Origin of the sequence: Streptomyces sp. NBC_00162 (genome assembly GCF_024611995.1) — a bacterium.
In the GTDB taxonomy this organism is placed as follows: Bacteria; Actinomycetota; Actinomycetes; order Streptomycetales; family Streptomycetaceae; genus Streptomyces.
Genome location: NZ_CP102509.1, coordinates 1,557,336 through 1,578,428, shown reverse-complemented (window position 1 = coordinate 1,578,428; position 21,093 = coordinate 1,557,336). Strand labels below are relative to the sequence as shown.

The 21,093-nt window shown below is 72.6% G+C and carries 19 protein-coding genes and 1 pseudogene; 9 read left to right on the top strand and 11 right to left on the bottom strand.

All coding sequences use genetic code 11. The features are described 5' to 3' along the window. Positions 1–22 precede the first annotated feature (22 nt). A pseudogene (locus JIW86_RS08055) lies at positions 23–834 on the top strand (TIGR02452 family protein). On the opposite strand, the gene JIW86_RS08050 reads toward JIW86_RS08055, so the two are convergent. The 3 genes from JIW86_RS08050 to JIW86_RS08040 all read right to left on the bottom strand — a co-directional run bounded on the left by JIW86_RS08050 (position 831) and on the right by JIW86_RS08040 (position 3,871). After that, complete coding sequence (locus JIW86_RS08050; protein WP_257553158.1) at positions 831–2,579, bottom strand: immunity 49 family protein; 1,749 nt, start codon at positions 2,577–2,579, stop codon at positions 831–833. The pseudogene JIW86_RS08055 and the gene JIW86_RS08050 sit on opposite strands and share 4 nt — an antisense overlap. A gap of 110 nt (positions 2,580–2,689) precedes the next feature. Beyond that, a complete protein-coding gene (locus tag JIW86_RS08045) occupies positions 2,690–3,148 on the bottom strand; it encodes a type II toxin-antitoxin system PemK/MazF family toxin (protein ID WP_257553157.1) in 459 nt (152 codons plus the stop codon). Between the two features lie 60 nt (positions 3,149–3,208). After that, positions 3,209–3,871 carry an O-methyltransferase gene (locus JIW86_RS08040; protein ID WP_257553156.1) on the bottom strand — a complete coding sequence of 221 codons (663 nt, stop codon included), beginning with the start codon at positions 3,869–3,871 and terminating at the stop codon, positions 3,209–3,211. 95 nt (positions 3,872–3,966) lie between these two features. Here JIW86_RS08040 and JIW86_RS08035 point away from each other — a divergent pair, with 95 nt between their 5' ends. Beyond that, entirely contained in the window at positions 3,967–4,371 is a 405-nt protein-coding gene (locus JIW86_RS08035; RefSeq protein ID WP_257553155.1) for a RidA family protein, read from the top strand. Here the strand turns inward: JIW86_RS08035 and JIW86_RS08030 are convergent. From JIW86_RS08030 to JIW86_RS08020, 3 genes are all read right to left on the bottom strand, one after another. Next, positions 4,356–5,726, bottom strand: a complete 1,371-nt coding sequence (locus tag JIW86_RS08030; RefSeq protein ID WP_257559249.1) for an amidase — start codon at positions 5,724–5,726, stop codon at positions 4,356–4,358. The two genes, JIW86_RS08035 and JIW86_RS08030, sit on opposite strands and share 16 nt — an antisense overlap. A 161-nt stretch (positions 5,727–5,887) precedes the next feature. Then, positions 5,888–6,583 carry an alpha/beta fold hydrolase gene (locus tag JIW86_RS08025; protein WP_257553154.1) on the bottom strand — a complete coding sequence of 232 codons (696 nt, stop codon included), beginning with the start codon at positions 6,581–6,583 and terminating at the stop codon, positions 5,888–5,890. A gap of 82 nt (positions 6,584–6,665) precedes the next feature. Further along, positions 6,666–8,087: an MFS transporter gene (locus JIW86_RS08020; RefSeq protein WP_257553153.1), complete on the bottom strand. Its 1,422-nt coding sequence runs from the start codon at positions 8,085–8,087 to the stop codon at positions 6,666–6,668. 229 nt (positions 8,088–8,316) lie between these two features. Between JIW86_RS08020 and JIW86_RS08015 the strand changes: the two genes are divergently transcribed. The 6 genes from JIW86_RS08015 (at position 8,317) to JIW86_RS07990 (ending at position 15,128) form a co-directional block, all read left to right on the top strand. Beyond that, positions 8,317–9,312 (top strand): LacI family DNA-binding transcriptional regulator, encoded by a 996-nt coding sequence (locus tag JIW86_RS08015; protein ID WP_257553152.1) that lies wholly within the window; start codon positions 8,317–8,319, stop codon positions 9,310–9,312. 189 nt (positions 9,313–9,501) lie between these two features. Further along, entirely contained in the window at positions 9,502–10,701 is a 1,200-nt protein-coding gene (locus JIW86_RS08010; protein ID WP_257553151.1) for a thiolase family protein, read from the top strand. Between the two features lie 151 nt (positions 10,702–10,852). Beyond that, positions 10,853–12,292: an aldehyde dehydrogenase family protein gene (locus JIW86_RS08005; RefSeq protein ID WP_257553150.1), complete on the top strand. Its 1,440-nt coding sequence runs from the start codon at positions 10,853–10,855 to the stop codon at positions 12,290–12,292. Between the two features lie 97 nt (positions 12,293–12,389). Continuing rightward, on the top strand, positions 12,390–12,782 hold the full coding sequence (locus JIW86_RS08000) for a thioredoxin family protein (RefSeq protein WP_257553149.1): 393 nt from the start codon (positions 12,390–12,392) through the stop codon (positions 12,780–12,782). 41 nt (positions 12,783–12,823) lie between these two features. Next, the gene (locus JIW86_RS07995) at positions 12,824–14,254 is read left to right on the top strand and encodes a dihydrolipoyl dehydrogenase family protein (protein ID WP_257553148.1); all 1,431 of its coding nucleotides are present in this window, start codon (positions 12,824–12,826) and stop codon (positions 14,252–14,254) included. 91 nt (positions 14,255–14,345) lie between these two features. Next, the gene (locus JIW86_RS07990) at positions 14,346–15,128 is read left to right on the top strand and encodes a metallophosphoesterase (protein ID WP_257553147.1); all 783 of its coding nucleotides are present in this window, start codon (positions 14,346–14,348) and stop codon (positions 15,126–15,128) included. Here JIW86_RS07990 and JIW86_RS07985 read toward each other — a convergent pair. Next, positions 15,101–15,403, bottom strand: a complete 303-nt coding sequence (locus JIW86_RS07985; protein ID WP_257553146.1) for a DUF2087 domain-containing protein — start codon at positions 15,401–15,403, stop codon at positions 15,101–15,103. The two genes, JIW86_RS07990 and JIW86_RS07985, sit on opposite strands and share 28 nt — an antisense overlap. A gap of 153 nt (positions 15,404–15,556) precedes the next feature. Between JIW86_RS07985 and JIW86_RS07980 the strand changes: the two genes are divergently transcribed. Beyond that, positions 15,557–18,310, top strand: a complete 2,754-nt coding sequence (locus JIW86_RS07980; RefSeq protein ID WP_257553145.1) for a penicillin acylase family protein — start codon at positions 15,557–15,559, stop codon at positions 18,308–18,310. Between the two features lie 69 nt (positions 18,311–18,379). On the opposite strand, the gene JIW86_RS07975 is transcribed toward JIW86_RS07980, so the two are convergent. The 4 genes from JIW86_RS07975 to JIW86_RS07960 form a co-directional block, all read right to left on the bottom strand. Then, complete coding sequence (locus JIW86_RS07975) at positions 18,380–19,030, bottom strand: hypothetical protein (RefSeq protein WP_257553144.1); 651 nt, start codon at positions 19,028–19,030, stop codon at positions 18,380–18,382. Then, positions 19,027–19,491, bottom strand: a complete 465-nt coding sequence (locus tag JIW86_RS07970) for a DUF6114 domain-containing protein (protein WP_257553143.1) — start codon at positions 19,489–19,491, stop codon at positions 19,027–19,029. Before JIW86_RS07970 ends, JIW86_RS07975 begins: the two co-directional genes overlap by 4 nt. After that, positions 19,482–20,039, bottom strand: coding sequence for a DUF6230 family protein (locus JIW86_RS07965; protein ID WP_406368409.1), 558 nt, complete (start codon positions 20,037–20,039; stop codon positions 19,482–19,484). The genes JIW86_RS07970 and JIW86_RS07965 overlap by 10 nt, the downstream gene beginning before the upstream one ends. 251 nt (positions 20,040–20,290) lie before the next feature. Further along, on the bottom strand, positions 20,291–21,067 hold the full coding sequence (locus JIW86_RS07960) for a MerR family transcriptional regulator (RefSeq protein WP_257553141.1): 777 nt from the start codon (positions 21,065–21,067) through the stop codon (positions 20,291–20,293). Positions 21,068–21,093 lie beyond the last annotated feature (26 nt).

The window sequence follows — 21,093 nt, the reverse complement described above, 5'->3', positions numbered from 1 at the left end:
GCGTGGTGCGCAGGATGCTGGTGTGAGCAGCAGATTGCGTGAGATCGCGCGGGAAAATGCGGAGATCGTGGCGGCCGGCGGTTACCGGACGCGGTCGGGACGGCGGGTCGAACTGGCCGCCGCCCTGGCGGAAGCCAAGGCAGGAACCAGGATATATGGACCAAACCGGGTGATTCCAGGCGGGGAGATCGCGGGTGAGGGGGTGAGACGGCCGTCGAGGTCACCGGGGAGAGCAGTACGGTCGCAGCCCGCAGGCTCGCGGCGGAGGGCGCCCCGGTGGCGGTGCTGAACTTCGCTTCGGCCCGGAATCCCGGGGGCGGCTACGTCCGCGGTGCCAAGGCCCAGGAGGAGGCGCTGTGCCGCGCCTCGGCCCTGTACGAGACCCTGCTTCAGGCTCCGGAGTACTACGAGATCCACCGCGCGGAGCGCAGCACCTTCTACACCGACCGGGTGATTCACTCGCCCGGCGTCCCCGTTTTCCGCGACGACCGCGGCGAGCTGCTGGAGACCCCGTTCCAGGTCGGTTTCCTGACCTCGCCGGCGCCGAACGCGGGCACGATCCGCCGCCAGGAGCCGGAGCGGGCCGCCGAGATCCCGGGGGCGCTGGTACGGCGGGCCGGGCTCGTCCTGGAGGTGGCCGCCCTGCACGGCTACCGGTGCCTGGTGCTCGGCGCGTGGGGGTGCGGGGTGTTCCAGAACGAGCCCGCGGTGGTGGCGGAGGCCTTCCGGGGGCTGCTGGCGGACCGCTTCGCGGGCGTGTTCGACCGGGTGGTGTTCGGGATCCTTGACCGCAAGCCGGAGACCCGGGAGGCCTTCGAGCGGGCCTTCGGCTAGATCGGTTCGGCGGCCTCGAGCAGGCGCGGCGGCAGGTAGGCGGACGAGACCTTGATGTTCCAGCCCCGGCGGCGGGCGTGGCAGGCCAGCGCCAGGACGTCGAGGGCGACCGCCGTGTCGGGGCGCTCGGCGCGGTCCCCGACGAGGTAGTGGTCGCGATGGGCTTCGAGGGCGTCCAGCAGGGCCAGGTTGAAGCTCTCCTCGTCCCCCTCGACCAACTGCGACAGGAGGACGACCGGCGGCTCGGGGAAGCCCCAATCCCTGGCCTTCACGGCGTCGGCCAGCGCCTGGCCGGTGGCGGGCTCGGGATCGTCGGCGAGCAGGTAGGCGTGCAGGGCCCGGCGGTAGGAGGCGTAGGCGGAACGGTCCTCCTGGTGGAACGCGGGACCGGTGAGGACGAACGGGGCGAGATCCTCGCGGCGGCCTGTGATCAGGGCGAGGATCACCCCCTCGTGCCACGGCCCGGGGCCCGTCTCCACACTCCGGTCGGCCGGGACCGCGAGCCGCTGCCCGTCGACCGTCACCTCGACCTCGGTGCCGGGCTCGGCGAGTGCCGCACGGAAGATCGTGGAGCTCAGCCGGGCCGCGAGGCGAAGGCCCTCCCACTGCGCGTCCGTGGCGTCCGCGGACTGCGCGGCGCGTGCCTTGAACAGGAGCTTCTGGTAGCCGACGGCCTGCGCCAGATTCCAGACCGCGGAGGCTTCCCCCGGCGCCGGGGTGATGGCCTCCCGGGCGTACTGCTCGACCAGCGCCTCCGCCTCGGGGTCGACGGGCCGCGGGCGCGCGGGCCGCTCGACCGTCAGCGGACCGGCGGCCAGCGCGGCGACCGCATCCGGCCGGCGGGCCCGGCCGTACGCCGCCACCCGCGGTCCCGCGGTCTCGAATCCGGTGACCAGCGCCCGCGGCAGGTAGCCGGTGTCGATGGGGGGCTGCCAGCCCTCGAGGCGACGGGCGAGCGCGGTCAGTGCCAGGGGCAGGAGGGGGAGCAGGGTGCGGGGCGCGGCGGCGGGGCCTCCGTCCAGGGAGGCGTACGGGAGCAGCAGCGCGGCCAACTCGCCGCGGAACGCCTCCCGGTCGCCACGGGTCAGGGCGCGCAGCGCGCGGAGTCCGGCGCTGTGCGGGTGGCCCGCGAGGTCCTCCCCGCTCCCGGCCTGCCGACTGCCGATCCGGGCGAGCGCGGCGTCGAGCGCGGCGAGCTTCTCCTCGCGGGACGGCGGGACCCTCTGGTATTCCTTCCCGATGTCACCGCTCACGCAGGCGAGCAGACCATTGATCAACTCGGCCGAAGGACTTCCCGGCTGAGGCGCCGGGCGGGCGAAGTGGAAGGCCTCGCCGTGGTGTTCGGTCTTGCCGACGAGAACCGCGAGACAGAAGGCCTCGATCCAGCGGTCCGCGCCGACGGGCTCCGGGCTGCCGTCCGCCTCGGGGTCGTAACGCAGGCCGAAGTCCGCGTAGGTGAGGAAGACGTCGAAGGGGTTGTGCGGGTAGTACGCGGCGTACGCCACGGCTCCGGCGGCGGCCTCGGCGGCGTCGCCGAGGGCCGCCTTCGCCTCCGGGGTGTCGAGGTCGGGGTTCTCGACGGAGAGCGCGCCCAGGTAGTCGAGGAACTCCTTCGCGATCAGCCACCATTCGTGGCCGGTCACCGGACCGGCCTTCGCCATGGAGTGGACCTGCCCGCCGATCCGGTTGGCGAAGTCCTCACGGGCCGCCGACAACGCGGCCTCGTCCACCCGGTGTCGTTCCATGCGCACTGTTTTCCCGCTCCCCTTGATCACGTACGCGGCCCAGGCTAGAGGGCGTCGCGGCGAAGGAGCCGGGCGGGTGGGATCCCCGGGCGGGTGGGACCCCCGGGCGGCTACCGCCAGCCGTAGCGCTCGCGCAGCCGGTCGACCACCAGTTGGAAGCGTCCCCGGTCCAGCGCGCAGGCCTCGCGCCGCATCCCCGCCTCGTGCACCCGCAGCACCCGGTCGACGTCCACCCATGACTCCCGCCCCGCGCTGTCCCACGGACCGGTGCCGATGGGCACCCACTCCCGGTCCTGGTCGTGCCGCTTGCTGGACAGCTGTACGGCGAGCAGCGTCGGCCCGCCCGGTTCCCGGGCCACGACCAGCACCGGGCGGTCCTTGCCGCGGCCGTCGTTCTCCTCGAAGGGGACCCAGGTCCAGACGATTTCACCGGGGTCGGGATCCCCGTCGGGGTCCGGGGCGTAGGAGGTCCGCACCGGCCCGATGGCGCGCGGATCGGCCTCGGTGGTGGCTCCGTCGCGGCCGGGCTGGTCGGTGTGGTGGTTGCCGTGGGGGGAAATAGCCGTCATCCGGGTGAGGTTAGCGGGTCGGGATCCGCTTGCCCGGCAGCAGGGACCCGAGTGGTGCGGTCATTGCGTGACGAGGGCCATGACGAGGCCGTCGTAGCCCTTGCTGCCGACGGTTTGCAGGGCGGTGGCCGTCAGCCGGGGGTGCTCCGCGATCAGCTCGGTGAAGCGGCGGACGCCCTGCACGCGGGGGTCGGAGCTGGTCGCGTCGACCACGGCGCCGTCGCGGACGACGTTGTCACCGATGATGACGCTGCCGGGCCGCGTGAGCTTGAGCGCCCACTCGAGGTACTCGGGATTGGACGGCTTGTCGGCGTCTATGAAGACCAGGTCGAACGGCGCGGTGCCCGCGAGCTGCGGGAGGAGGTCGATGGCCCTGCCGTGACGGATGTCGACGCTGTCCTGCAACCCGGCGCGGGCGATGTTCGCGGCGGCGATCTCCGCGCACCGCTCGTCGACTTCCAACGTGACCAACTGCCCGCCTTCAGGCAGGGCCCGGGCGAGCCAGATGGTGCTGTATCCCCCCAGGGTGCCGATCTCCAGGATCCTGCGGGCCCCGCGGATCCGGGCGAGGAGATGGAGCAGCTTCCCCTGGTTCGGAGCGACCTGATGGGCCGGCAGCCCCGCCGCCTCGCTGTCGGCCGCGGCGCCCGTCAGGGCCTCGTCCTCCTCGACCAACAGCCCGTCGAAGTATGCGTCGACGGCCGTCCAGGTCTGCTGAGCCATTGGCATCCCCTCTCGCTCCAATGAGTTCCCAAAGGGAACTTACATCAGATCGGCTTTCTTCAACAGTCCGTTGAAAGCTCTGGCACCATGGCGAGATGGGAGATGTGCGTCAGATCGTCAGTTCAGGGTCGCCGTTGGAGCCGCAGGTCGGGTTTTCCCGTGCGGTGCGGGCAGGGCAGTACGTCGCCGTTGCGGGAACGGCTCCGATCGGGGATGACGGGGCCACCGTCGGGCCCGGCGACGTCTATGCGCAGACAGTGCGGTGCCTGGACATCGCCGAGACGGCACTGCGGGAGGCAGGGGCATCCATCGAGGACGTGGTGCGGACCCGCGTCATGCTGACCGACGTGACGCGGTGGAAGGAGGCCGCGCGGGCGCACGGGGAGCGGTTCGCCTCCACTCGGCCTGCGTGCACGTTCATGGAGGTTTCCCGGTTCATCGAACCCGACTGGCTCGTCGAGGTGGAGATCGACGCGGTGACGGGTCAGGAGCAGGGCTGAGGGCGCCTCTCGGCCCACCCCTCCGCCGACTCCACCTGCGCCGCGAGCCCGAGCAGGGTCGGTTCGGAGTCCGCCGGGCCCAGTAGCTGCGCCCCCAGCGGCAGGCCGTCTTCCGTGAAGCCCGCAGGGATGTTGACCCCCGGCCAGCCCAGGACGTTCCACGTCCAGGCGTACGGGCAGGCAGCGATCATCGCCCGGTCCGTGGCCATCGCCCCCAGGCCGGCCAGTGCTCCGATCCGCAGGGGCGGGGTGGCCGTCGTCGGGGTCAGGACCACGTCGAAGCGGCCGAAGATCTCCCCGACCCGCCGGGCCAGTACCGCCTCCGCCCGTCGGGACACCCGCAGGGGCAGGCCGCCCAGGATCCGGCCCGACCGTACGGCCTCGTGCGTACGGGGGTCCAGCAGCCCGGGATCCGGCACCCGCGACGCCCAGTCCCGGACGCCGCTGGTCGCACGGGGGACGAAGGTCAGGCCGATCGGTCCGTACCGGGGATCCTCGGGGACCACCTCGTGGCCCAGCGACTCCAGCCGCCCGGCCAGCCGCTCCACCGCCGAACGGACCTCCGGATCAAGGGACTTGGGCGTCGCCGTGAAAGGCATCGCGAAGGAGAGGGCGATGCGCAGCCGGCGCGGGGTGCGATGGGCCGCCTCGACGGCCGAGATGCGGGCCGGGCGGTGCAGGTCCTCCGGGTGCGGGCCGCTCGCCGCGTCCAGCAGCAGCGCCGCGTCGGCGACCGTACGGGCCAGTACGCCGTTGACGGTGAGCCCGTGGAAGGACTCCGGCTCCGGCCAGGTGGAGATGCGTCCGCGCTGCGGCTTCACGCCGATCAGGTGCGTCCAGGCGGCGGGGATCCGTACCGAGCCCGCGCCGTCGGACCCGAGCGCCGCCGGGACCAGCCCCGCCGCCACCGCCGCCGCCGAGCCGCCCGAGGAACCGCCGGGCGTGTAGGCGGTGTTCCACGGATTGCGGGTCTCGCCGAAGGCCTCGCCCTCGGTGAAGGGCCACTGGCCCAGCTCCGGCGTCTGGGTCTTGCCGACGATCACGGCTCCGGCCGCGCGCAGCCTGCGTACCGCCTCGCTGTCGGTGGTCTTCGCGGGGAAGTTCCCGCCGCAGCCGAAGGAAGTCGGCTCGCCGGCCACGTCCATGTCGTCCTTGACGGCGAGCGGGACGCCGAGCAGCGGCAGCCGCTCGCCCGCGGCCAGCCGCCGGTCCGCCGCGTCCGCCTCCAGGAGGGCGGCCTCGGCGCGTACGGTCCGGAAGGCGTTGAGCGCCGGCTGGGCGTCCGCGATCCGGTCCAGCGCGCGCTCGGTCAACTGCCGTGCGGAGACGCTGCCTTCGGCGAGCGCCACCGCCATCTCCACCAGGCCCGAGGGCCCGCCTGCGGAGCCTGTGCCTGAGCTTGAGCTGCGGGCGACCGGGCCGGCCGCCGGGACTGTTGACGCTGAAGTATCGGACACCGCGACCACTCCCCATTACCGATCGGTAGGAAGACGGTAGTGGGGAGTGGTCGGGGTGACTAGATCCAGCCCTCCAGAGACGCCATGAACCCGTCGAAGTCGTCGCGGTGGATGGTGTGTCCGGCCCCGGCGACCGAACGCACCTCGAAACCACGGCTCTTGAGGATCGCCGCGCGCTCCTCCGAGATCAGGGTGCTCGGGTCGGCGAGCTGTACGAGCGAGGGGACCACCGGCGCCGCCGGCATCAGGTCGGCTCCCATCAGCGGGCCGAGGCTCAGTGCGGTGGCCTCGTCCCACACCGCCAGCGTCTCCCGCTCGATGTCCACATCGGCCTCCTCCCAGCGCGGGTTCATCGCCCGGATCTGCTCCTTGGGCGCCGACTTGAACTGCGCGAGCATCTCCGGCCCGAAGCCCTCCACCGGAGCGGCGAGGTACCACGCCGGGTCGGAGAACACGGCGCGCCGCGGCCTCAGCCGGTCCACCGCGAGCGACAGGGTCAGGCCGCCCAGGGAGTGGCCGATGGCGAGTTCGGCGCCGGCCGGGAGGGTCTCGACCACGTCGTCCGCGTAGAGCTGCGGGCTGTACTCGCCGCGGCCGCTGGCCCCGTGGCCGCGCAGGTCCACGGCGATGACGCGGTATCCGCGGTCGGCGAGGGCGGGACCGACCCGGCGCCAGGTCCGGTGGTCGGCCATGATCCCGTGGATCAGGAGGGCGATGCGGTCGCCCTCGCCCCAGCTCTGGGTGTGCAGCAGCAAGGTGGTGCCTTTCTGAGGTGAATGGAACGAGGTGCATGGAACGAGGTGAACGGGAGGAGGCGAACGGGAGGGCGCGCAGAGGTCAGCGCACGCTGCGGATCGGCTTCACGGCCAGGGCGCCCGCCACCGCCAGTACGGCCGCGACGACGAACAGGGCGGTGTACCCGCCGCTGAGCGAGACGATGACCGAGGCGATGAACGGCGCGACGATCTGCGGACCGGCGTTGGCGATGTTGAGCACGCCCATGTCGCGGGCCGCGTCCTCGGCCTTGGGAAGCACCATCGTCACGAGCGCGGTGTCCACGGCCATGTAGCAGCCGAACGCGAGCCCGTTGACGACCGAGAAGGCCAGCATCGCGGTCCAGCTGGTCGACACGGCCGGGATCACCAGCGCCACCGCCGACAGCAGCGCGGAGGCGCCCACGAAGAGCTTGCGGCGGTCGAACCGGTCGGAGAGGTAGCCGCCGAGGACCGTGGAGACGACCATCGCCACACTGGTCAGCGGCATCAGCACCGCCACCGCGGCCTCCGGCGCCATGCCCTCGGGCAGCACCGTGTGGTCCTGGAGGATGTAGAGCTGGTAGCCGCTCACCGCGAAGTATCCGAGGACGAGCAGCGCGCGCCCGATGAAGGCCCACCGGAAGTCGTGGTCGCGCAGCGCGCCCACGAAGGCGGCGAGCTGGGCCTTGACGGGCATCGGGGCGCGGGCCGGGAGCCGCTGCTCGCGGGTGCAGGCGGTGAAGAGGACCGCGGAGCCCGCCACGAGTGCGCCGAAGACGAGGTACCCGGTGCGGTAGTCCTCGGAGAAGGCCGCGCCGACCAGCGCGCCGAGCGTGGAGCCGAAGGGCAGGCCCAGGCCGACGGCCGCGGAGGCCTTGCCGCGCGCGTTCACCGGCACCCGGTCGGGCACCACGGAGGTGATGGCGGCCTGGTAGATGTTCATGACGGCCTGGCCGAGGCACCAGGCGATCGTGATCAGCAGGATCGTGTCGGCGAAGCCGAGCAGGAACATCGCCGGTACGGCGGCGAGTCCGCCGCCGAGGATCCAGGGGTTGCGCCGTCCGGTGCGGTCGGACAGGGCTCCGGCGACGGGGTTGAACACCGTGGCGAAGATCGCCGAGACCCCTGCGATCAGGCCGAAGTTCGCCACCTTGTTCGCCGGATCGATGTCTTCCACCTGGAGCGCGAGCAGGACGCCCGCCACGCCGACGTACAGCGCGTACATGGCGCTGTTGCCGACCAGCAGCAGCGGGAGCAGGCCGCGTCCGGGGCGGGACGGGCCGGACGTGCCGGCGGCGTCGGCGGCCTCGGACGCGTCGGAGGTGGCGGTGGCGGTGCCGGCGGCCGTGCCGGTGCCGGTGCCGGTGCCGGTGTCGGGGGAGGGGAGGAAAGGCCCACGGTGCCCTCCTGGGCTGGTACGAGGGATGAGGGGTGGGGCGGGGAGGAGGCGCGCCGCCCTGTCGCGACGGCGGGGGTGCGACGGAGCGCGACAGGGCGACGACACGACAGGACACGTCAAGCGGCACGCCCGGTGAAGGGGATGTGACGCCTGGTTACACGTGTCAATGAATCGTGTAACCACTGTGTAGCATTCGTTTCCGGCCATCCGCTAGCCCCCGGCCCCAACCGGTCTGGAAAGATGCCACGGCAATGTCTCAGTCATCGAAATCGCCGAAGCCGCCGGCACCGGCACCCGCCTCCGGGCCCCCCGCGGCGCCGCCCACGCCGCCCCCGTGCCGACCAGCGCCGACGTGGCCCGGCTCGCGGGCGTGTCGCGCGCGACGGTCTCGTACGTCCTGAACAACGCGGAAGCCGTGCGCATCAGCGAGCCGACCCGCCGCAAGGTGCGCGAGGCCGCCGAGGAACTCGGGTACGTACCGCACGCGGCGGCCCGCAGCCTGCGCGCCGGACACACCCGGATCGTGCTGCTGCCCACCTCGCACGTGCCGATCGGGCCGCTGTACAGCACCTTCCTCAACGAGCTCCAGTGGGCGCTGCGCCGGCTCGACTACACCGTGGTCCAGTACGGGAGTCTCGGCCTCAGCGGCGACGAGGCCGCGCGCGCCTGGGCGGAGCTGCGCCCGGTGGCGGTGATCTCGCTGGGCGAGATCACGCTTTCGGCGCACAACGTCGCCACCCTCAAGCGGGCCGGGGCCCGCGCGGTGATCACCATGGGCCCGGTCAGCGTGCCGGGTGCGCACGCGCTGGTCATGAACCAGGAGGAGGTCGGCGCCCGGGCCGCCGCCCACCTGGTCGAGCGCGGCCGGCGCCGGATCGGCGTGATCGTGCCCGAGGAGGACGGGCTGGGGCTGTTCTCCGTACCCCGTCTGACCGGTGCCCGCTCGGCGGTGCGGGCTGCGGCGGGGGCCGGGGCGGAGATCGAGGCCCTTCCGATGGCCTATTCCGAGGAGTCGGCCGCGGCGCTCGCGGCCCGCTGGCGAGGACTCGGCCTGGACGCGGCCTTCGCGTACAACGACGAGTACGCGATGCTGCTGATGCGGGCCCTGCAGGACGAGGGACTGCGCGTCCCCGAGGACGTCGCCGTCATCGGCGCCGACGACCTGCTCATCGGACGGCTGCTGCGGCCCCGGCTGAGCACGGTGCAGATCGAGCTGCCGACCGGTGACCACCTGGCCTCCCTGGTGGACCGCGCGGTGCGGGAGCCGTCGGAGGCCACGGAGCGGCACGACCTGATGGCGGCCGCGGCCGTCCAGCGCGAGTCGACCTGACGGCCGGCGGCCGAGACCACTTTCGCGACAGAGTCCGGGGCGCGACAGAATACGGGGGCCGTTGACAGGCGGTGACCTGCGGACGGAGACTGCGGGCGCGTCCCACCGGGCGCGCCCGGCGGCGTCTTGAGGTGCCCACACACGCACCGAAGCGCCACCGCCCGTACGGATCCGCCCAGGAGCGACCCCATGAGCATCCGCACCGTCCGCGACGTCTACGTCGTCGACGCCGTCCGCACCCCGATCGGCAAGTTCGGCGGGGCCTTCGCCGGAGTCCGGCCGGACGACCTCGCCGCGCACGTGGTCCGCGCGCTGGTGGACCGTACGCCCGACCTCGACCCGGCGCGCATCGACGACGTCGTCTTCGGTGACGCCAACGGCGCGGGCGAGGACAACCGCGACGTCGCCCGCATGGCGGTGCTGCTGGCCGGCCTCCCGGTGAGCGTCCCCGGGGTCACGGTCAACCGGCTCTGCGGATCCGGCCTCGAAGCCGTGATCCAGGCCGCCCGCGCCATCGCGCTCGGCGACGCCTCCGTCGCCATCGCGGGCGGAGTCGAGTCGATGACCCGCGCCCCCTGGGTGGTGCAGAAGCCCGAACGCACCTTCCCGGCCGGCCACCAGCAGATGTGGTCCACCACCCTGGGCTGGCGGATGACCAACCCGCGCATGCCCGCGGAGTGGACCGTCTCCCTCGGCGAGGGCGCCGAACTCGTCGCCGACAAGTACGCCATCACCCGCGAGGCGCAGGACGCCTTCGCCCTCGAGAGCCACCGCAACGCGGCCGCCGCCTGGGCCGCCGGTCTGTACGACGACGAGGTCGTGCCGTACGAGGGCGTGGACCTGGTACGGGACGAGTGCATCCGGGAGGGTTCCACGCCCGAGGCGCTGGCCCGGCTGAAGCCCGCCTTCCGTACGGACGGCCGGGGTACGGTCACGGCCGGCAACGCCTCCCCGCTCAACGACGGGGCCGCCGCACTGCTGTTGACCGACGAGGCGGGACTGGCCGCCACCGGCCGGGAGCCACTCGCCCGGATCAGCGCCTCCGCCGTCACCGGAATCGAGCCCCAGCTCTTCGGGCTGGGCCCGGTGGACGCCGTCCAGCGGGCGCTCGGCAAGGCCGGCCGCGAGTTCGCCGATCTCACCACCTTCGAGCTCAACGAGGCTTTCGCCGCCCAGGCGTTGGGCTGCCTGGCGGCCTGGCCGGAGCTCGACCCCGCCGTGGTCAACCCGCGCGGCGGCGCCATCGCGATCGGCCACCCGCTCGGCGCGTCGGGTGCCCGGCTGGCCGGTTCGGTCGCGCACCAGCTGGCGGCGGCGGGCTCCGGTACCGGCATGGCGGCGCTGTGCATCGGGGTCGGGCAGGGCATCGCGCTCGTCCTGGAGCGCTGAACCTGCCCCAGGCCCGGGGGTGTCGATCGTTTCCGGTCACGGTCACATGTCAACTGCCCAATAACTGAACAGAAGTGGAGCCTTCGGTCTGGCACGATGGCGCGTGCTGCCGCCCCCCGCACCCGCCATCCCCACCCGGAGGCCCCGCGCCATGCCGCTCCTCGATCCGACGCTCTGGCAGGACGGACCCACCCTCACCGGCGGCGCCGCCCCGGTCGTCGAACCCGCCACCGGCCGCACCCTCGCCACCATCGACCTGGCCGCGCCCGCCGATGTCGCGGAGGCCGCCGTACGGGCCCTGGCCGCGCAGCGCGACTGGGCGCACGCCACCCACCTCGAGCGGGCGGCCGTGCTGCGCCGCGCCGGGGACCTGTTCACCGCGCACGCCGAAGAACTGCGGGAATGGCTGGTGCGCGAGTCCGGCTCGATACCCGGCAAGGCCGACTTCGAACTGCACGTCGCCGCGCAGGAGTGCTACGAGGCCGCCGCGCTGGCCTCCCGCCCGACCGGGCAGGTGCTGCCGAGCGAGGCGCCCCGGCTCTCGTTCACCCGCCGGGTGCCGGCCGGGGTGGTCGGGGTCGTGGCCCCGTTCAACGCCCCGCTGATCCTGTCGATCCGCTCGGTGGCGCCCGCGCTGGCCCTCGGCAACGCGGTGCTGCTCAAGCCGGACCGGCGCACCGCCGTCTGCGGCGGCCTCGCCCTCGCCGCCGTCTTCGCCGCAGCGGGGCTGCCGGGCGGGCTGCTGCACGTTCTGCCGGGCGGCGCCGAGACGGGGGCCGCGGTGGTCGCCGACCCCCGGGTCCGGGTGGTCTCCTTCACCGGATCCACCGCCGCCGGCCGGTCCGTCGGCGAACTGGCGGGCCGTCATCTCACCCGCGCCCACCTCGAGTTGGGCGGCAACTCCGCTCTCGTCGTGCTCCGCGACGCGGACGTCGAGGCCGCCGTGGCGCAGGCCTCCTGGGGTTCCTTCTTCCACCAGGGCCAGATCTGCATGACCGCCGGCCGCCACCTCGTGCACGCCTCGCTCTACGACGAGTACGTGGAGCGGCTCGCCGTGCGCGCCGAGGCCCTGGCGGTGGGGGACCCGTACCGCGAGCCGGTCCACCTGGGCCCGCTCATCGACCGCGCCCAGGCGGAGCGCGTACACGCCCTGGTGGAGGCCAGTACCGCACAGGGCGCCAAGCTCGTCGCGGGCGGCACCCACCGGGACCTCTTCTACCGCCCGACCGTGCTGGCGGGGGTTTCCGACGACACCCCCGCCTACGCCGAGGAGGTCTTCGGCCCCGTCGCGCCCGTACGGTCCTTCGCGACGGAGGAGGAGGCGGTGGAGCTGGCCTCGGCCGGTCCGTACGGGCTCTCCCTCGGGATCGTCACCCGGGACGCGGCGCGCGGGCTGGACCTGGCCGATCGGATCCCGACCGGGATCGCGCACGTCAACGACCAGACGGTCAACGACGAGGCCGTCGCCCCGTTCGGCGGGGTCGGCGTCTCGGGCACCGGTGCCCGATTCGGCGGCGAGGCGAACCTGGACGCCTTCACCGAGCTTCGCTGGACCACCACCCGCTCCACTCCCGCAGGGCATCCGTTCTAGGAGTCGTCCGGTCGCGGGCGCGATGATCGCGGGCGGAATGATGCGGACAGGTCGTTCGTTCAAGGAGCAGAACGCTCAATCAGGAGGTCAGGACACCGTGGCTACAGTCGAGCTCACCAAGGAAAACTTCGACCAGACGGTCAGCGAGAACCCGTTCGTGCTGATCGACTTCTGGGCGGGCTGGTGCCGGCCGTGCCTGCAGTTCGCCCCGGTCTACGAGAAGGCCTCGGAGGCCCACCCCGACCTGGTCTTCGCCAAGGTGGACACCGAGGCACAGCAGGAGCTGGCCGGAGCGTTCCAGATCACCTCGATCCCGACCCTGATGATCGTCCGGGACCAGGTGGCCATCTTCTCCCAGCCCGGCGCCCTGCCGGAGGCCGCACTGACGGACCTCATCGGGCAGGCCCGCGCCCTCGACATGGACGAGGTGCGCGCGAAGATCGCCGCGGACCAGAAGCGCGCGCAGGACGGCGGCACGCCGGAGGCCTGAGTGCGTGACGCCGCCCCCGCCGGGCGGTGACACTGACCCGTATGACTGAGGCCGTGGAGTACGACGTAGTGGTGCTCGGCGGGGGACCGGCCGGCGAGAACGTCGCCGACCGGACCCGCGCCGCCGGGCTGAGCACCGCGTTGGTCGAGAGCGAGCTCGTGGGCGGAGAGTGCTCGTACTGGGCATGCGTCCCGAGCAAGGCGCTGCTGCGCCCGGTGCTGGCCCGGGCCGATGCCCGCCGGGTGCCGGGCCTGGCGGGCGCCGCCGAAGGACCGCTGGACACGGCGGCGGTGTTCGCGCACCGCGACTACTGGACCGGGAACTGGAAGGACGAGGGCCAGATCGACTGGCTCGACTCGGTCGGCGCCCATGTGTACCGGGGCCACGGCCGGCTGTACGGGGTCCGGAAGGTCGCCGTCACCAGCCCCGAGGGCCAGCACCACGTGCTGTCCGCCCGCCACGCGGTGGTGGTCGCCACCGGTACCCGGGCCGTGATCCCCGACGTGCCGGGGATGGCCGGGGCCGGTCCCTGGACCAGCCGGGAGGCGACCTCTGCCCAGGCGGCGCCGGGCCGGCTGCTGATCGTGGGCGGCTCGGTGGTGGCCGCGGAGATGGCCACGGCATGGCAGGGCCTCGGATCGCAGGTCACCGTACTCGTCCGCGGCTCGGGGCTGTTGCCGCGGATGGAGCCCTTCGCGGGCGAGCTGGTCGCCGAGGCGCTGCGCGAGGCGGGCGCGGTGGTCCGTACGGGCGTGGCCGTCGAGGCCGTCGTACGCGACGGATCCACCGGCCCGGTCACGGTGGTGCTGGAGGGCGGCGAGATCCTCGAGGGCGACGAGCTGCTGGTGGCGACCGGCCGCGCGCCGCGGACCGAGGACATCGGGCTGGACACCGTCGGGCTGCCCGCGGGGCAGTGGATCGGCGTCGACGACAGCTGCCTGGTGCCCGGGCACGACTGGCTGTACGCCGTCGGGGACGTCAACCACCGCGCGCTCCTGACCCACCAGGGCAAGTACCAGGCCCGGATCGCGGGAGCCGCCATCGCCGCGCGCGCCGCCGGCGGAGCCCCGCTCGACACCGGACCCTGGGGCGCGCACGCGGCGACCGCCGACACGCGGGCCGTCCCGCAGGTGGTCTTCACCGATCCGGAGGCCGCCGCGGTCGGCCTGAGCCTGGCCGAGGCAGAACGGGCGGGCCACCGGGTGCGCGCCGTCGACTACGACATGTCCAAGGTGTCGGGCGCCGGACTCTACGCCGACGGCTACCGCGGCCGGGCCCGGATGGTCGTCGACCTGGACCGCGGGATCCTGCTGGGGGCCACCTTCGTCGGCCCGGGCGCCGCCGAGCTGCTGCACGCGGCCACCGTCGCCGTCGCGGGGGAGGTCCCGGTCGAGCGGCTGTGGCACGCGGTCCCGGCCTTCCCGACGATCAGCGAGATCTGGCTCAGGCTGCTGGAGACGTACCGGGGCTAGCAGGAACGGCGCGCACGTCGGCGGCCAAGGGCGGCCAAGGGCGGCCAAGGGCGTGCGCACGCCGTCAAAGACCGATCAAAGACTCATCCAGATGAAGGAGCAACCGCCGGTGATCGTGATCGCCCACCTCAGCGACATCCATCTCGACGGCGGCCCGCGGGCGGCCGACCGTACCCGCGCCGTCATGAACTACCTCGACGCCCTGCCCCACGACCTGGACGCCGTGCTGGTGAGCGGGGACATAGCCGACCACGCCGCCGCCGACGAGTACGAGGAGGCGGCCAAGCTGCTGCGCTCGCGGCACCCGGTGGTCGTCTGTCCCGGCAACCACGACGAGCGGGTCGCCTTCCGGCAGGGGCTGCTGGGGGAGGAGACCCCGTCCGCGGAGCCCGTCGACCAGGTGCTGCGCGGGGAGGGATTCGTGCTCGCGGTGTGCGACTCGTCCGTCCCCGGTGAAGACCACGGCCTCCTGGAGGAGTCCACGCTGGCCTGGCTGGACGGAGTCCTCGCCGACACCCCGCGCGAGACCCCGGTCCTGGTCGCCTTCCACCACCCGCCGGTCCCGCTGCACGTTCCCTACGTGGACAAGATCCGCCAGTTCGGCGAGGAGCGTCTCGCCGCTCTCGTCGAGCGGCACCCGCACCTGACCGCGTTCCTGTGCGGGCACGCCCACACCGCGGCGGCCACCACCTTCGCGGGCAGGCCGCTGCTGGTCGCGCCCGGAGTGGTCTCCACCGTCCGGCTCCCGTGGGAGGCGCCGACCGGGACCTCCGAACACGTCCACCTCGACGAGCCGCCGGCCGTTGCCTTCCACGTCATCGGTGACGACGGCCGGCTGACGACCCACTACCGGGTGGTCGTCGCCCGCCGGTAGCTGCTGCCGTCCCGGGTCCGGGTGAGATGGCCCGAGGTGATCAGATAGCGCCGCAGTGCCGAGCAGTCCTCGTGCACCGTGCGCAGCGCGTCGTTCACCTCGGGCTCGGTGTACGCCCGGTCCGCCGTGAAGAGGGTCTCCGTGAGGTGTACGAGCAACTGCTCGCGCCGGGCCGCCTTGCGCGGGATCGAGGTGAGGCAGCCGCCGGAGAAGAGGCCGGAGACGTCCCGGTGGGTTCGGACGGCGGGCTGTTGATGCTCGGTGCTCTGTGACATGCCAGGGAGCCTCCCTCAGCCCCCGCCGCCAGGCAACGCAATTTCGAATGCCCTGCGCCTCCGCAAAAAGTGACGGTCGTTCATCTTACTGAGCGGTAGATCCGCCAGTACCCTCCCCCGTGACCGGTTCCTGCCCCCCACGGAGGAGCACGTATGCGACGCCCCACCGCTCGCCTGAGAACTGCCCTCGCCGCCGCACTGATCGCCCTCGGCGCGACCCTGCTGACACCGCCCGCCGCCGCTGCCGCGGGCGCCGCCGACCCGGTGCCGCTCCCGATCGCCGACTACTGCGGCGGCCAGTGCTCGGACGTCCTGCCGCCGGGCCAGAACGGCAACGCCACGCTCGCGCAGATCCTGCTGCACAAGGCGTTCGGCACGATGCCCGCCCACACCTCGGACCAACTGGCACGCTACGACTCCCTGGTGGCCGGGTATCCGGGTCTGACCGACGCCAAGGTCAGCGACTTCTTCAACAACGCGGCCTTCGGCGTGCCCGCCGACCAGGTCGAATCCACCGCCAGCCCGCGCTCCGACGTCACCATCACCCGCGACAAGAAGACCGGCGTCCCTCACATCAAGGGCACCACTCGCTACGGGACTTCCTTCGGCGCGGGCTACGCCGCCGCCCAGGACCGGCTCTGGCAGATGGACCTCTTCCGGCACGTGGGACGCGGCGACCTGACCCCCTTCGCGGGCGGCGCCCTCGCCAACCAGGGCCTGGAGCAGCAGTTCTGGCCGCAGGCCCCGTACACCGAGGCCGACTTACAGGCTCAGGTGGACCGGATCCGCACCACCGAGGGCGAGCGCGGACGGCTCGCGATGGAGGACGCGCAGGCCTACGTCGACGGCATCAACCTCTACCGCACGCAGTCCAAGAGCGGCCGGTACTTCCCCGGCGAGTACGTCCTCACCGGCCACATCGACTCGATCACCAACGCCGGCGAGATCCAGCCCTTCAAGATCACCGACCTGATCGCCCTCGCCTCCGTCGTCGGCGGCCTGTTCGGCGGCGGAGGCGGTGGCGAGGTCCAGGCCGCGCTGTCCTTGCTGTCCGCGCAGCAGAAGTACGGCCTGGAGGAGGGGACCAGGGTCTGGGAGTCCTTCCGCCAGCGCAACGACGCCGAGGCCGTGCTCACCGTCCACGACGGCACGAGCTTCCCGTACGCACAGAAGCCCGCGAACCCGCAGGGCACCGCCCTCCCCGACGCCGGATCCGTGGTTGCCGAACAGCTCGTGTACGACCGTACGGGCGCGGCGACCGCCAAGGAGGCCGCGAGCCCGCCCAAACCCGTCAAGCAGAGCATGTCCAACGCCCTGCTCGTCTCCGGCGCCCGCACCGCGAGCGGCCACCCCGTAGCCGTCTTCGGGCCGCAGACCGGCTACCTCGCGCCCCAGCTCCTCATGCTCCAGGAGCTCCAGGGCCCCGGCATCAGCGCCCGCGGCGCCTCGTTCGCGGGTGTCAGCATGTACGTGCAGCTGGGCCGCGGCCAGGACTACGCCTGGAGCGCCACCTCCGCCGGCCAGGACATCACCGACACCTTCGCCGCCGAGCTGTGCGAGCCCGGCGGCGGGACACCGACCAAGGCGAGCACCTCGTACCTCTACCGCGGCACCTGCACCCCCATGGAGAAGCTGGAACACACCAACGCCTGGAAGAAGTCGGTCGCCGACCCCACCCCCGACGGCTCCTACCGGATGCAGGTCTGGCGCACGCACTACGGCATCGTGACCCACCGCGCCACGGTCGCCGGAAAGCCCGTCGCCTACACCGCGCTGCGCTCCACCTACCGTCACGAGGCCGACTCGATCATCGGCTTCCAGATGCTCAACGACCCCTCGTATGTCAAGGACGCCCGCACCTTCCAGCAGGCGGCCCAGCACATCGGCTACGCCTTCAACTGGTTCTACGCCGACTCGCGCGAAGCCGCCTACTACAACAGCGGGTTGAACCCCGTGCGTCCGGCGGGCGTGGACGCGGCCCTGCCCGTGCACGCCCGGCAGCAGTACGAGTGGCAGGGCTTCGACCCGGCCGCGAACACCGCCGTCTACACCCCGCCCGCCGAGCACCCGCAGTCCATCGGACAGGACTACTACATCAGTTGGAACAACAAGCAGGCCAAGGACTACAGCGCGGCCGGCTTCGGCATGGGCGCCGTCCACCGCGGCGACCTCCTCGACCGCCGGGTCAAGCAGCTCGTCACGGCCGGCGGGGTCACCCGCGCCACGCTCACGCAGGCGATGGCCGAAGCCGCCGTCACCGACCTGCGCGCCGAGAACCTGCTGCCCGAACTCCTGGCCGTCCTGCGCAGCGGCCCGATCGCCGACCCGGCGGTCGCCACGGCCGTCGACAAGCTGGCCGCGTGGCAGGCGAGCGGTACCAAGCGCAAGGAGACCGCCCAGGGTTCGAAGACGTACGCGCACGCCGACGCGATCCGGATCATGGACGCCTGGTGGCCGCTGCTGATCGAGGCCGAGTTCAAACCGGGCCTCGGCGCCCCGCTGTACGACGCCCTGCGTGCCTCGCTCACCGTCGACGAGGCGCCCAACGCGGGTCACGGGCCGACCGGTTCGCACGCCGGGTCGGCCTTCCAGTACGGCTGGTGGAGCTACGCGGACGAGGACCTGCGGATGGTCCTCGGCCGGCCGGTGGCCGATCCGCCGTCCCAGGTGTACTGCGGCGGCGGCTCGCTCGCCGCATGCCGCGAGGCCATGACCGCCACGCTCAGGCAGGCGGCAGCGGCCACCCCGGCGGCGGTGTACCCGGCAGACGGGACCTGCGCGGCGGGCAACCAGTGGTGCGCTGACTCGATCGTCCAGCGCCCGGTCGGCGGGCTGTCCCACCCGCAGATCAACTGGCAGAACAGGCCGACGTACCAGCAGGTGGTGGAGTTCCCGGCACACCGCTGAGGCCGTGGCACGACAGGGGCCCGCCGCTCCGGACGATCTCCGGGGCGGCGGGCCCTGTCGCACGTGGGGTCAGGGGCCGACGGTGATCTGCTGCGCCGGGTCGGTCGAGTCGGTGACGAGGTAGACCGCGTTGAAGGTGGACGAGGTCGCGCTCGTCGGGCAGCCGAACCCGCCGGTGACCTTGACCGGCACGGAGGCGTTGGTGAAGGTCAGGCTGGGCGGGGCGCCGTTGGCCCAGCTGCCGCCGACATCGGCCGCGGCCGTGGGCGCGGCGGTGACGGTACAGGAGGCGAGCCCGGTCGTCTTGACCACGAGGCCGCCGACCGGCACGGTCATGGTCGCGGTGATCGGGGAACCGTCCTGCATCGACACCGTCCAGGCGCCGCTGGTGGTGACCGTCGGGGTCACGCCCCACATGCTGGAGGTGCAGGAGCTGTACGTCGGCGCCGAGATCGGGGCGGAGACCGGCCCGGCCGCGTTCTGGTTGCCGGGGGCGGCCGGCACCGTACCGGTGGCGACGGAGACCGTGCAGGTCACCGTCACCGAACCGGCCTTGAGGGTGGCCTTCCCGCTGAGGGTGGCCTTGAAAGCGTGCCCGGCCGGGGTGACGGTCGTCGACCCGGCCACGGGTAACGGCGCGGCGGAGGCGGTGACCGAGGCCAGCGAGAGGGCTCCGGCGGCGGCCATTCCAAGGGCGAGCGCGGTGCGCGTACGGCTCATGGCTGTGCTCCTTGGGGATCGTGGTGCGGGGGTGTCGTGGGGGATTCCATGGGGGATGTCGTGGGGGACGGGGCGGCGGAACGTGCGGTGGAAGGAGCGGCGGAGCGGGCGGCGGCGTACGGCTGCCAGGCGAACATCAGGCCGCCGCCGAGAATGCCGAGCAAGGTGCCGATCAGGAACCCGCCGAGGTTCGACAGGACCAGGGCCGCGGTGGCGATCAGGGTGGTGAGGACGCCCGCAAGACCGCGCTGGGCGGGAGAGAACCAGGCGGTGAGGCCGAGCACGATCATCACGATGCCCATCAGGACGGACGGGATCCCCGCCACCCCCTGCTGGAGCATGATCTTCAGCGGCGCCAGCGGCAGGACGCAGATCCACGCCCCGGCCAGGATCGTGAACAGTCCGCCCCAGAACGGTCTGCCGCGCCGCCACCGCCGCCACCGCCGTCGGCTCAGAAGCATTCCTTCTTGCCCTTGCTGATGTCCATGCTCAGCCCGGAGAGCTTGAAGGTGCCGGCGTTGGTCGCCCACGCCGTCTGCCGGAGATCGGTGATGCTGACCGTGTCGGCCTGCTGCGCGAACAGGTCCTGCATCCCCTGGGCGTCGGCCGGGCCCTTGTCGAGGGTGGAGGCGTCGCGCCCGATCTCGATGTTGGTGAAGACCGCGTCACCGGAGAGCTGTGTCGCGTCCACGAACAGGTTGCTCGCCTCGACGGGCCTCTTCTGGCCGGCCGTCAGGTTGAGCGAGATGTCACCGATCACCGGGAGGGAGGTGACCACCGACTGGCACAGGCTGTTGAGCTTCGCCTCCCGGATGGCGGTGACGGCCACCGGGATGAGCTCCTCGCGGGCGTTGACGTCGACGCTGCCGTACTGGACGAAGCCCTCGCCCTCCAGGCTCTTCGCCGACACCTTGAACTGCTGCCCCGACACGGCGAAGGAGGCGGCGAGCGCGCCCTGCGCGAGGGCGATGCCGAGGCCGGCGGTCACGGCCACGGCGGGTACGGTCAGGACGGCGAACCGCCGCCAGCGGACACGGCCGGAGCCGCTGTCGTCACCGGATGAGTCGAATGAGCCGCCTGAGTCGGCTGAACTGGATGAGCCGGCTGAGTCGGATGGGTCGGATGGGTCGGATAAGTGCGGGGAATCCGTCATGAGATCGTCCCTTATTTCGGCTGTGCGCCGTTGTTACCGACGAGTTGAATGTAAGAGTGCCAATGACGGTTGGCAAGGTTGTGCGAGCGCACCTTTTCGGCCGACTCCTACTGCTCCGTACGCAGCAGTTCGGAGACCTCCGCATCCACCCGGCGCGCCATCGCCCGCGCGAACTCCGTGGCCACCACGTCCCCGGCCACCGGCCTCAGGGCCGTCACCGCCGCCGTGATGTGCTGGAGCTGGGTGGCCGAAAGCTGCTCCAGCCCCTCCGGGCCGATCACATGCCGCCGGAACAGTCCGACGAACCGGTCCGCGAGGGCGGCCGCCTGCGCCTGTACGAACTCCCCGGCGTCCAGGATCTCCGCAAGGGGCACGCCCTGGCGCACCAGTGCCAGAGTCGCGTCCAGCAGCCGGGGGCTCGGGTGGGTGACCAGGTCCCCGTCGACCGTGACGTACCCCAGCTCGGCCGCCCGCCGGGTGTCCTGGGCGGTGGCCGTGGGGCCGAACAGCTCCCGCAGCTCGGCCCGGGTCATCGTCACCGGCTCCTCCCGCACCCAGTCCCGGGTCATCTCCCGTTCCAGGCCCAGCAGTCGGGACAGGCCGCCGCCGTCCTCCCAGGCCTGCAGGAGTTCGGCGATGCCGTTGACCGTGTAGCCGCGCCCCAGCAGGTCGCTGATCAGCCGCAGCCGGATCAGGTGGTCCTCGGAGTACCAGGCGATCCGGCCCTCGCGGCGCGGCGGCGGCAGCAGCCCGCGCTCCTGGTAGTAGCGCAGGTTGCGCACCTTGACGCCGGCCGCGCGGGCCACGTCCTCCCGGCGGTAGCGCCCGCCGCGCGTAGCCTCGTCGCCGCCCGTGTCCTCGCCGTCGGCTGCCTGGTTGGTCACGCGCCAGAGTGTAGGAGATACCGGCG